The following is a 12,664-nucleotide window of genomic DNA, read 5'->3' on the forward strand; positions in this document are numbered from 1 at the left end:
ATTCTGGGTTGACGTGCGGCGAATGGTACAGGGCGCCGGCGATCCGGATGGGTCATGTTTCAGGGATATTGAGTTCCAAACCTGCTCACCAGCCAATTCCGATGCCGACGCCGGCAGACTGCTCGCTGCCGCTGAACGCCGCGCCCACCGACAGCGACACGTTGCGCTTTATCAGTCGCTGGTAGCCGACCGCCATCGCTTCCTCGCCTTCCGCATAACCGGCACCGACCGAAACACGGTTGTCGGTCTGGATGTTGGCCGCGCTGCTGGCCATGTGCACCATCGCCGCGGTCATCGCGCCCTGGCGGTTGATGCGCTTGTCGGTGTGGCGGAACTCGTCCTCGACGTCGCCGCGCAGATCCTCGATTGCCTCCATCGGTATGGTGACGATCTGGTTGATCTGCTGGTCGGTGTAGGTGTTGGCCTGGTTCAACGTGACCGCCGCCTGCTCCGACATCTGCTGCACGTTGACCGCATCGGTTGCGGTCGTTCCTGCGGCAACGTTGGCGACCTGGCGGGTATTGCCGGTCGAACCGACCGAGACCGTGTTGGCGCGGTCTGCCACCGAGTTGGCGCCGAGGGCGACGCTGTTGTCGGCGCTGGCGACGGCGCCGCCGCCGGCAGCCACCGTGTTGGCGCCGCTGGCGGTCGAGGTGCTGCCACCGTTGGCGTTGAAGCGCGGATCGGCTGCCGAGACGCCTGGGCCGCTGCCCACGCGACCGTCGAGGTTGGCAAGCGCGGCCCCCACGTCGTTGAACACGTTGCCGCCGATGGCGTAGCTGGGCGGCGTGATCGCGCCTTCCGGCCCCACCGAAGCGCCACCACCGAAGATGGAGGTGATGCCCTGGCTCATCGTCGACAGCTGGCTCACGTTGACCGCGTCTGTGGCAGCGCTGCCCGCTGCCACGTTGGTCACCTTGCGTTCCGCACCGGCGCTACCCACCGATACTTCACCGGCCGAAGTCTGTGCCGCCGGGATGGCGTAGGCGGTATAGCCGGCCTGCGCTCCGACGCTTGTCTGCGAGGCCGAACCCAGCGCCACGCTCAGCGCGTGGTTCGCCGTCGCGCCCGCACCCAGCGCCACGCCCTGCTCGGCGTTGGCCTGGGCCTGGCTGCCGACCGCGACGCCGGAGGCCAGCAACACCTGGGTGTCGCGGCCTATGGCGATCGCGCCCGGTGCGGCGATGTCGACGACCGCGCCGTTGCCGATGCCGATGCCGTTGTCGGCGTTGACCACCGTGAGCGGGCCCACAGCGATCGCTTCCGCGCCGATCGCGAGCGAGTCACCCGCGGACGAATTCGCGTGGAAGAACTTTGCCGGCGAAGCCGCGATCGAGCCGATCGCACCCTGCAACTGGCGGATGGTGACCGCGTCCTGCTGCTCCGTGCCGTCGGCCACGTGGGTGATCTGCCGATACGACGTGCCCGAGCCCACAGACACCGATCCCAGCAGGACCGCGTCGGTGGTATCGATCGGAATGCCGCCGGAACCGACCGGAAGGGTACCCGACGTCGGCGCCAGTGCACGATCGGCGACCGAGCCCGAGCCCAGTGCCACCGCGCCTTCGACTGACGCTACAGCGGTGCTGCCGAATGCAAGCGCACCGGCCTGCTGTGCCTGCGACTGGAAGCCCAGCGCAACCGCGCCCTGCCCGTTGGCGACATTGGTGTGCCCGGCCGCCACCGCTCCGTTGCCGGTGGCGGTGTTGTCCAGGCCCTGCGCTATCGCGCCATCACCCGTGGCGATGTTGGGATCGCCGATCGCCACCGCACCGTTGCCGCTGGCGCTATTGCCATCGCCGATCGACACCGAACGACCGCCATTGGCCACGGCATTGCGGCCGAGGGCGACCGCCCCCTCGGTTGAAGCATTCGCACCGAAGCCACCGGCCAGTGCACCCGCTCCGCTGGCCGCGGCCGAGGCGCCGATCGCAACGGCACGCGTTCCTGCCGTGACCTGCGCATCATCGGTCCCGTCACTCAGGCCATCGGCCTGGAAGTAGCGCGTGTCAGACGTCAGCGTGCCCAGTTGACTGACATTGACCGCATCCGTCGGCGCCGTACCGGCGGCGACGTTGACGATGCGACGCTGCATGCCCGAGTTGCCGACGGAAATCACATCGGCTTCCTGCGCGTCGGAGTCCGCACCGAGCGCGACCGAGTTGGTCGCCGCCGCGCGCACCCGCGAGTTGAATCCCAACGCCGTGCCTGCCGTGGCGCCGTTCTCGACGTTGCTGATGGCGCCAATAGCCACCGCTCCATCCGCGCCCGAGAACGTCTGGCGCCCCACCGCGACGCTGTTTTCCGCGGTAGCCAGTGCGATCGTACCGAATGCAGAGGATGTGCTTCCGGAAGCAGCGCTACCGGCACCCACGGCCGTTGACGAATCGCCGCTGGCCGTAGCCTGCACGCCCATGGCAACGGTTTGTACCGCCGTCGCGTCGGCGCCCATGCCCATGGCCGTGCTCGAGGCGCCACTGGCCACGGCGGACTTGCCTGAGGCCACGCTGTTGAGACCGCTGGCGACGGCGTCGTCGCTGCCGTCGCCGGGCCCTTCGGCCTTGAAATAGGCTGTGCCTACCGCCACGGCCGCAGTGAGCTGACTGACATTGACCGCGTCGGTCGCCGCCGTGCCGGCGGCCACGTTGATGATCTGGCGCTCGCTCCCCGCCGCACCGATCGACAACGCGCGGCCGCGGTCGGCGATCGAACCGGTGCCAAGCGCGACGCTGTCGTTGCCGATCGCCTGCGACAGGCGCCCCAATGACATCGAGCCCGTTCCGCTGGCGATCGAATCGCCACCCACGGCAATGGCCAGGTCACCGCTGGCGGTGCTGTCCACGCCGACGGCAACGGCACGTAGTCCAGTGGCCTGGGCCATCACACCGGCCGCCATCGAACCCAGGCCGCTGGCGACCGCATCGTCGCCAAGGATCGAACTCTGCGCCTTGAAGTGGCGGTTGCCGGCCACTGCGGTAGTGAGCTGGCTGACATTCACCGCGTCCGTCGGCGCCGTGCCGATCGCGACGTTGACGATCCTGCGCTCGCCGCCCACGCTGCCGATCGAAACGGTATTGGCCTGGTCGGCCACCGAACCGTTGCCGAGCGCCACGGCATTGATCGCCGTCACACTGCTGCCGAAGCCCAGGGCGGTGCCCTGAGCCGCGGTGACATGACTGGTTGCGCCGTACGCCGACGACTGGACCGCCGTCTCTTCGATGAGCGCGTTCGCACCCACTACGGTGCCCTGGTCGGCCTTGGTCCGCGCGTTGTTGCCGACGGCGGTATCGTCCGGCCCGGCAGCAAGGCTGGTGCGACCGATTGCGACGCTGCCCACGCCCGCCGCAATGCTTGCCTGGCCGATCGATATCGCGCCGTCGGCCTGCGCCCACGCGTCGGAACCGACCGCCACCGAGTTGATGCCATCGGCCTCGCTGAACTGGCCCAGTGCCGTCGAAGCGGTACCCAGCGCCAGCGCTGAATGCCCCAGCGCGGTGGCAAAAGTGGCGGTGGCCTGCGACTGGCTGCCGATCGCCGTGGTGTCGTCCTGGTTGGCGAGGGCGCTCGCGCCAGCGGCGGTCGATCGCACCCCGGTTGCCTGCGTATCGTCGCTGCCGTCGTTGAGGCCAACGGCCTTGAAGTAGCGCAGCCCGCTGGTTGCGGTGGTGAGCTGGCTCACGTTCACCGCATCGGTAAGCGCGGTACCTGCGGCGACGTTGATGATCTGTCGCTGGCTGGCGGCGGTGCCCACCGAGACCGCGTTACCACGATCGGCCAGCGAGCCGCTGCCCACTGCGACGCCACCGACACCGGTGACGCTGCTGCCGAAGCCAAGCGCCGTGCCCTGCGAGGCGGCGACATTGCTGGTTGCACCCAATGCCGATGACTGCACGGCGCCCACCGCGATGATGCTGTCTGCGCCGACCGCCGTGCTTTGATTGGCCAGTACTTGCGCGCCGCTGCCGATTGCGGTGTCGTCCGGACCGGCCGCGCGGCTTGCCGCACCCAGTGCGGTGCTGCCCACGCCAACCGCAGCGCTGCCGCGGCCGCCGGAGAAGGCATCGACTGCCGATGCGACCGAGTCCGCGCCCAATGCCAGGGCGCCCGTCTGCGAGGCATTGGCCGAACGGCCCAGGGAGGTCGAGTTGGACCCCGTCGCCTGTGCGTTGTTGCCCACCGCCAGTGCTTCGCTCGCGGTTGCGTCTGCAGACTGGCCGAGCGAGACGCTCAGCGATCCGGTCGCTGTCGCGTTCTGCCCCAGCGCCGTGCTGACATTGCCCTGCGCCAGCGCCGACGTGCCCAGTGCCACTGAGTTGCTGCCGATGGCGCGTGCGTTCTGCCCGATTGCGCTGGCCTGCGGTCCCTGCGCGTTGGATGCGGTACCAAAGGCCACGCTGTTCTGGCCGTTGGCGATCGCGTTGGCGCCGACCGCAGTGGCATCGGAATTGTTGGCGCGGCTGTTGTTGCCGATCGCGATGCCCCGGCTCATCGGCGTTCCGCTGGGATCGTTCGCAGCCACTATCGCGTTGGTTCCCAGCGCCAGGCCGTCGACCGAGTTGACCTGGCTGGTGTTGCCGATGGCGATGCCGTTGGCGCCTGCCGAACTGGACTGGAATCCGATGCCGATGGTGTTGTCGCCGCTGGCCACGGACAGTGTGCCCACTGCCGTGCTTCGGATGCCCGTGGCAGCCGCGCCTGCGCCCAATGCCGTGCTGGCGTTGGTTGTCGCGCGCGACTGGTAGCCGAACGCTGCACCGCCGAGGCCCGACGCCTCCGAATCGGTGCCGACCGCCGTGCTGGCATCGACCAGACCGCGACTGCTGGAACCTATCGCCACCGAACCGAAGCCGTTGGACTGCGCCGCGCTGCCCACCGCAACGCTGCCTGCACCCGTCGCCTGCGTGACCTCGCCGGCATCGACGATGCCGTTGGCGTTGTTGTCGTTCCAGCTGCCGATGGCGATGCCGAGCGTGCTGCTGGCATTGCTCCGGTAGCCGATCGCCATGGAACTCAGACCGCTGGCGACCGAGTTGGGCCCACTGGCAACCGAGCGCGCGCCGGTCGCCTGCGCATCGTCGCTGCCGTCGTTCAGGCCGTCGGCCTTGAAGTAGCGCGTGTCGCTGGTGGCGGCGCCAAGTTGGCTGACGTTGACGGCGTCGGTCGGCGCGGTACCGGCGGCGACGTTGACGATCCTGCGCTCGCTGCCGGCGCTGCCCACTGAAACCGTATTGGCCTGGTCTGCGATGGAACCCGCACCGAGGGCGACCGAATTGGAGCCGGTGTCAGACACGAAGGCGCCGGTGCCGAGCGCAGCGGCCATCGTGGCGCCGCCCACGACACCCGCTCCATTGCCTACTGCGACACCGCCATCGCCCAGCACGGCCGCTCCGCCGCCGAGCGCCGTGCTGCCGCTGCCGATGCCCTGCGTGCCAAGCCCGATAGCAACCGCGTTGCTGCCCGAGGCAGCCGACTGGCTGCCGACGGCGACGGCACCGGCGGCGGTGACGCTGGCGCCGAAGCCCAGCGCCGTTCCCTGCGCACCGCTGACATTGCTGGTGGCGCCGAATGCCGAGGCCTGCGTTGCGCCGACGGCGATGACGCTGTCGGATCCCACCGCCGTGCTCTGGTCGGCAAGGACACTGGCATTGCTGCCGACGGCCAGGTCGCCCGGGCCCGCCGCACGTGCGGAGGGACCGACCGCGACCGCGCCCACGCCGGTCGCCGCCGCGGAACTGCCCACGGCGACTCCACGGGTTCCCACGGTCACCTGCGCATCGTCAGTGCCGTTGCCCAGGCCATCGGCCTGGAAATAGCGGATGTCGTCGGTGGCCTGGATCACGGCACCGAGCTGGCTGAAGTTGACACCGTCGGTAGGCGCCGTACCCGGGGCGAGGTTGACGATCTTGCGCTGCGCCGCGGCGGTACCGACCGAGACGGTATTGGCCTGGTCGGCGATGGAGCCGGTGCCCAGCGCCACCGAGTTGATGGCCGAGGCGGTTGCGGAGAAACCCACCGCAGTCGCATCGGCCGCGCTCGCGGTGGATGCGGTACCCAATGCTGTCGCATCGGCGGCGATCGCGCTGGTGAATTCACCGGCATCGACGACTGCGTTGCCATTGCGATCGATCCAGCCGCCCACGGCCGTGCTGGCGGTCTGCGTCGCGCGTGAGTTGTTGCCCAGCGCCGTCGCACGCAGTCCGCTGGCACCGCTCTGGAAGCCCAGCGCAGTGGCGCCGATCGCCGATGCATTGGCCGCCTGTCCTACAGCGCTGGCATTGGCGGCGAGCCCCTGGGCAGCCTGACCCACGGCCAGCGAATCCTGGCTGTTGGCGGCCGAGCCCTGTCCGACGGCCAATGCACGTACACCGGTTGCAGCCGCGTTCTGCCCGACGGCGGTGGTATTGGCGACACTCGCCCGAGCCGCCTGTCCCAGCGCACTCGATTGCGGACCACTGGCCACGGTGCTTTCACCCAGCGCAGTGCCCTGCACGCCGGTGGCCTGGCTGTTCTGGCCCAGCGCGGAACTGTTCTGCGCCGAGGCGATGCTCAGTTGCCCCACTGCGGTGGCTTCCAGCCCGGCCGACTGGCTGCCCTGGCCAATCGCCACCGAGGAACCGCCGTTGGACAGTGCCGCTTGCCCGACCGACACGGAATTCACCGCCGCCTGGGCGTTGCTGCCGATCGCGGTCGCGGCGTTGGCGCTGCCCAGCGCCGAGGCACCCACCGCTATCGTGTTGGTGCCTGTCGCAGTTGCCAGGCTGCCAACGGCCATCGAACTGGCGGTATTGGCCGTGGCCGAGGGACCGATCGCCACCGAATCGGCGGCGACCGCCGTGGAGCGGTAACCCAATGCGAGCGCGTGATCGCCCGATGCAGTCGCGCGTGATCCCATGGCGACACTCGACACGCCGGTGGACGCCGAACTGATGCCAACGGCAATGCTGCCGATGCCGGAAGCCAGCGCCGAATTGCCGAACGCCTGCGCACCGCCGGCGGTGGCGGTGGCGTTGTTGCCGAAGGCGGTCGAGTAGTTGCCGGTGGCGTACGAACCGCAGCCAGTGGCGAACGAGTACACACCAAATGCCTGCGCCAGGCGATTGGTGACGCCGCCCGTGGTCGCGCCGATGTAGCCGATGTTGTTGGTGGTCTGGCCATCGCCGGTCCACAGCACCTGCGTCGTGGACGTGCCGTACGGGTGCCACACGCCGAACGCCTGGTTGGTCTCGAAGCGCAGGTATTCCTGGTCTGCGGTGAGCCCGGTGGCCTGGTTGCTTCGTCCGATGACGTTGTCGGCGCCGCAGAAATCGTCATCGCCATTGAACGCGACGCTGCCATGGCTGCCGAACACATAGCTGCTGCCGGTCCCGGTAGTGCCCTGGTTGAAGCCACCGCTGATGGCGGTGTTGGCGGCCATCGCCTGCGGCATCGACAGCGCGATCGTGATGACCACCGCCAGGTCGCGCACGCGAACTGCGCGGCGCCGGTTCGCAGGGGTGGCCGGGCGCCGACCAGTCGTGTCGCCGTGGTGTTGCGCATGCGTGCTCATGACCGCCTCCCGGAGTCGTGAAGGTGCGACGCCGACGAGAACTCCACGTTCGCCGAAGGCGTTTTCACGTGCTATGTGGTGCAACCCGAGAAGGGTTACGTTGCATAACGTGGAGGCGAAGTGAACTCCAGCTAACTGAACAAGCGCAGCGGAGTGGGCACGAAGTTTGCGTGTCGCGTCGACACGCGCAGGCGCAGGTGCGCGATGCGCACGTTACGAAGTTAGCGGTACCAGTTCTGACGATTGCGCCAACCGCGCATACAGCGCCTCGACCTTGCGTGTCATGCCATCGGCTCCCCACGCAATGGCATCGGATGGGCCCGCGGCAGCCAGCTGCGTGCGCAATTCAGTCGAACACAGAAGGCGCTGCACCTTTTCGGCGAAGTCCTCGACGGTCTCCTCGGCCACCAGCGCACTGGCCGCATCGCGCAGCACCGTCGCGGTGCCCATGACCGCGGTGGATACGATCGGAACCCCCAATGCCATCGCCTCGATCAGCACCAGGCCCTGGGTTTCCGTCGGCGAGGCGAATACGAACGCATCGCCGGCACGATAGGCATCGAGCAGCGCGGTGCGGCGGTCGAGGTTGCCGAAGAAGCGCACGTGGTCGTGCAGGCCCAGTTCCTGGACCAGGCGGCGCAGGCGCGGCTCGTCGGGGCCTTCGCCGGCAATCAGGAACAGCAGGTCAGGGAAGTCCGCGACCAGCCGCTGCACGACCCGCAGCAGGAAGCCGATGTTCTTCTCCAGCGACAGGCGACTGACCGTCACCAGCGTCGGCCGCTCCGCGGCGATGCCGTGGGCCGCGCGGAAGCGCGCGCCATCGCCGTTGCTGAACTGGGCCAGGTCGATGCCGGTGGGGATCACCACCGACGGCGTGGTGATGCCGTAGCGGTCCAGCACGTCGACCATCTGCCGGCTCGGCACGATCAGCTCGTCCACGCCGTGGCACAGATGGCGCGAGGCGCGGCGCGCCAGCAGGCGCGTCAGCGCCGACGGCAGCCACGGCAGGTAGTGGCCGACGTATTCCTCGAAGTAGGTGTGGTAGGTCTCCACGCTCTTCCAGCCGCCATGCCGCGACAGCCGCAGACCGAGCGAGTGGGCGCGGAACGGCGTGTGGATATGGATCACGTCCCAGTCGCGCTCGCGCAGCATTGCCTCGGCCCTGGCCAGGTGGCTGCCCTTGATCAGGCGGTCCTCGGGATCGAAGAAGATCACCCTCGAGGGCAGCCTCAGCACCTCGAAGCCCTCGTTGCGGTCTTCGAGCGCCTGCTTCCCGGGGTCCACGCCATAGTCGGGCGCGACCAGGGTGACCGAATGCCCCATCCGCGCCAGGCCCTGCGCGAATGTGCGGATCGACGTGGAGACACCGTTGATGCGCGGAAAGTACACGTCGGACAACATCAGGATGTTCATGCCGGTCTCGCCTGGGCCCCTGCCCGCGCCACGACGATTCCACAGGTAAAACGTTACCGTTTTGTCACAAAGACGCCATGACCTCGCAAGCCGGTCCTGGGGCGCCTGCCGGACACGCCTTCCGGAAGCGCCTATTCCTCCTGCGCATCGCTCCAGCGCTGGGGCCCTGCGCCGTGCTCGCCCAGGACATCGCCGGGATTGGCCAGGCGGCACCGTTCCAGCGACAGGCAGCCGCAGCCGATGCAGTCGTCGAGGGTGTCGCGCATCTGGATCAGTTGCTGGATGCGCGCGTCGAGTTCCTCCCGCCACATCGCCGACAACCGCGTCCAGTCGCGCCGCGTCGGCGTGCGCGCCTCCGGCAGGCTCGCCAGCGCCGCGCGGATGCTGGCCAGCGGCATGCCCACGCGCTGGGCGGCGCGGATGATCGCGATCCTGCGCAGCATGTCGCGCGAGTAGCGGCGCTGGTTGCCGGCCGTGCGCTGGCTGTGGATCAGGCCCTTGGCCTCGTAGAAGTGCAGTGCCGACACCGTGGTACCGCTGCGTTGCGCAACTTCGCCGACAGTGAGCTCATCGTGTGATGCCATGGCACTTGACCTCAACCTAACTTGAGGTTCTATCCTCGCCCTCATGCTCGATTCCGGTCAAGTCATGGATACCCGCACCGCGCGCGACGGCTATGTCGCCCAATCCGCTCAGGCCGCGACCATGCACGCGGTGGTCTTTGACGAATACGGCCCGCCCGATGTCCTGCGGATGGCCGAGCTGCCCCTGCCCCAGCCGGCCGCGGGCGAGGTCCGGGTGCGTGTGCGTGCCGCCGGCGTGCAACCGGCCGACTGCTCGACCCGAAGCGGCTGGTTCGCCCAGCGCGGCATCGGCCAGGCGCCCTTTCCGCGCCAGCTCGGCAACGAATTCGCCGGCGTGGTCGAACAGGTCGGCGCCGGCGTCGAGACCCTCGCCGCGGGTGACGAAGTGCTCGGCTGGTCCACGGCCAATGCCTATGCCGAAGCCGTGGTGGTCCCGGCAGGCCAGCTCGTCGCCAAGCCGCTGATGATGTCGTGGGCGGTTGCCGGCTCGTTGTCGGCCTCGGGCCAGACCGCACACACCGCGGTGCAGGCGCTCGACATCGCCCGCGGCGATACCGTGCTGGTGCACGGGGCCGCAGGTGGCGTCGGCACCATCGCCGTGCAGCTGGCGCGCCTGCGCGGCGCCCGCGTGATCGGCACCGCCAGCCGCGAGAACCACGACTACCTGCGATCGCTCGGCGCCGAACCGGTGTTGTACGGCCCCGGCCTGGCCGAGCGCGTGGCCGCGCTTGCGCCCAACGGAGTCCATGCGGCCCTCGATGCGTCCGGTCGCGGCGCGCTGGATGCGTCGATCGCACTCGGTATCGAGCCCACGCGCATCGCCACGCTGGTGGCGTTCGAGGACGTCCAGCGCCTGGGTGTGCGCGGCGTCCGCAGCGAACGCAACCGGGCGCGCCTGCAGGAATTTGTCGAGCTGTACGACAGCGGCAAACTGCGCGTGCACGTGCGCGACATCTACCCGCTCGCGTACGCCGCGGTCGCGCATCGCGATGTCGAGAACGGGCATGGGCGCGGCAAGGTCGTGCTCATGGTCTACAGCACCTTTGGGCCGGCCCTGTGAGTGACGGATTCGACGGCCGGGCACCGCATCGCGCGGACACGCCCGAGCCGGCAGCGCTCCCGTTGCCCGGCGCTGCAGGCGCCGGTGGCCTGCTCGACCGCCGCTATCGCAGCGTCACGCTCGGCGCGGTCGCATTGGTCGCGCTGTACGCGTTCGAGGCGCTGGCCGTCGCCACGGCAATGCCGACGGTGGCGCAGGCACTCGATGGCCTGCCGCTGTATGCACTCGCCTTCGGCGGCACCCTGGCCGCCTCGGTGGTCGGCATGGTCGTCGCCGGAAGCTGGGGCGACCGGCGCGGGCCGGCGCCGCCGCTGCGCCAGGGCATCGTGTGGTTCGTCGTCGGCCTGGTGATCGCCGGCCTGGCGCCGTCGATGTGGATCCTGCTGCTGGGCCGCATCGTGCAGGGCTTTGGCGGCGGAATGATGTCGGTGGCGCTGTACGTCGCGGTCGGCCGCGTCTACCCGCCGCCGTTGCACCCGCGCATATTCGGTGCGTTCGCCGCGGCATGGGTGCTGCCCGCGGTGATCGGCCCGGCGATCAGCGGCTTGCTGGTCGAACACCTGGGATGGCGTTGGGTATTCCTCTGCGTGCCATTGGTCGCGCTGGGCGCCGCATGGTGCGTGCTGCCCGCGCTGCGCGGGCTCGACCTGCCAGCTGCCACCGACCATGACGCCGCGGACAAGCAGCCACACCGCATCGCCTGGGCGATCGGCGCTGCCGCGAGCGCGCTGCTGCTGCACTACGCCGGCCAGCAGCACCATGCCGGCGCCTTGCCGCTGCTCGCGCTGGCGGTCGCCGGTGTCGTCTCATGCGCGTGGCAGCTGCTGCCGCGCGGCACGCTGCGCGCCGCGCGCGGCCTGCCGACCGTGATCGCCATGCGTGGCATCGCCTCGGCCGCGTTCTTCGGCACCGAAGTGTTCGTGCCCTTGCTGCTGTCGCGCGAGCGCGGCCTGTCGCCTACGGCAGCCGGCGCGGTGCTCACCGCCGGCGCGATCGGCTGGTCGCTGGGCTCGTGGTGGCGCAGCCGGCCCTGGCAGCCGTTCACGCCGCCGCAGCTGCTGCGGCTCGGCATGTGCCTGATCCTGATTGGCGTCAGCGGGGTGGCGATGGCCGTCGCGCCGGCGGTGCCGGTTGCCGTCGGTGTCGTCGGCTGGATTGCCGCGGGCTTCGGCATGGGCGCACTGTTCCCGACCCTGTCGGTACTGACACTGGAACTGTCGCCACCGACCCGGCAGGGCCTCAACGCATCGGCCCTGCAACTGTGCGACTCGCTGATGACCGCCACGGTGCTGGCGGTGGGCGGCTCGATCTTCGCCGCGCTGCTGGTGCGTGCGCCGTCGCTGGCCTACCTGTCGGGGTTCACGATCTCGGCGCTGCTTGCGCTGCTCGGGGCGGCGCTGGCGTCACGCATCAAGGTCCGGGGTGCCGCGACGCACTGAACGGTGTCAGCGCTTCTCGGTGACCGCACGGCGCAGGTTGCGACGCGCCTGCGTGTCGTAGCGCTCGTGGAAGTAGTCGCTGAGATAGATGCGTTGACGCGCCAGCAATGCCTTCAGGAATCGCCGCCGGTTCAATTTGAACAGCCATGCCGGGACGTGCCCGCGGTACTCGGCGGTGATGCCGCGATCGTAGGCGTCGAACAGCGCCGGCTCGGCGCCGAGGATGGCCATGTCGCAATCCAGGAACATCGCGGCCTCGTCGTCGACGTCGGCCGGTTGCAGCGTGCCGTGGCGTGCGGTCAGTTCGATCAGGTCCATCACGCGGCGCGCGTCGAAACCCGCCGTCGGCCACCAGCGCGCAATGTGCGCCACCGCCATCTCCGCCGAGCGCGTTTCGTTGTCGCGTCGCCCGGCTTCATAGATCGCATCGTGGTACAGCACCGCCAGGCCCACTTCCGCCGGCTGACGCCAACCCGGGCCTGCCAACACGTCGTGGTAATGCCGCAGCACTTCCTGCACATGCTGGAAGTTGTGATATGCGCGCGGCGGCGTCGCGTAGGCCTCTTCGAGCGCGGCGCGTTGTTCGTCGGGCAGGTCCAGCGGCAGCGGGACAGTCATCGGC

At 69.3% G+C, this 12,664-nt stretch carries 6 protein-coding genes; 2 read left to right on the forward strand and 4 right to left on the reverse strand.

From position 1 onward, the window contains the following. Positions 1 to 85: 85 nt before the first annotated feature. The 3 genes from AC1DER_RS02805 to soxR form a co-directional block, all read right to left on the reverse strand. Positions 86 to 7,546 carry a hypothetical protein gene (locus AC1DER_RS02805; protein ID WP_477244089.1) on the reverse strand — a complete coding sequence of 2,487 codons (7,461 nt, stop codon included), beginning with the start codon at positions 7,544 to 7,546 and terminating at the stop codon, positions 86 to 88. 213 nt (positions 7,547 to 7,759) lie between these two features. Then, positions 7,760 to 8,959 carry a glycosyltransferase gene (locus AC1DER_RS02810; protein WP_477244087.1) on the reverse strand — a complete coding sequence of 400 codons (1,200 nt, stop codon included), beginning with the start codon at positions 8,957 to 8,959 and terminating at the stop codon, positions 7,760 to 7,762. A 131-nt stretch (positions 8,960 to 9,090) separates the two neighbouring features. Next, the gene (gene soxR, locus AC1DER_RS02815) at positions 9,091 to 9,543 is read right to left on the reverse strand and encodes a redox-sensitive transcriptional activator SoxR (RefSeq protein ID WP_477244085.1); all 453 of its coding nucleotides are present in this window, start codon (positions 9,541 to 9,543) and stop codon (positions 9,091 to 9,093) included. Positions 9,544 to 9,607: 64 nt separating this feature from the next. Here soxR and AC1DER_RS02820 point away from each other — a divergent pair, with 64 nt between their 5' ends. After that, positions 9,608 to 10,603, forward strand: a complete 996-nt coding sequence (locus AC1DER_RS02820) for an NADP-dependent oxidoreductase (RefSeq protein ID WP_477244083.1) — start codon at positions 9,608 to 9,610, stop codon at positions 10,601 to 10,603. Continuing rightward, positions 10,600 to 12,042, forward strand: a complete 1,443-nt coding sequence (locus AC1DER_RS02825) for an MFS transporter (RefSeq protein WP_477244081.1) — start codon at positions 10,600 to 10,602, stop codon at positions 12,040 to 12,042. Before AC1DER_RS02820 ends, AC1DER_RS02825 begins: the two co-directional genes overlap by 4 nt. A gap of 6 nt (positions 12,043 to 12,048) precedes the next feature. Here the strand turns inward: AC1DER_RS02825 and AC1DER_RS02830 are convergent, their stop codons facing one another. After that, positions 12,049 to 12,660: an HD domain-containing protein gene (locus tag AC1DER_RS02830; RefSeq protein WP_477244079.1), complete on the reverse strand. Its 612-nt coding sequence runs from the start codon at positions 12,658 to 12,660 to the stop codon at positions 12,049 to 12,051. Positions 12,661 to 12,664: the final 4 nt, after the last annotated feature.

It is taken from the genome of Lysobacter sp. 05T417, from assembly GCF_056396405.1.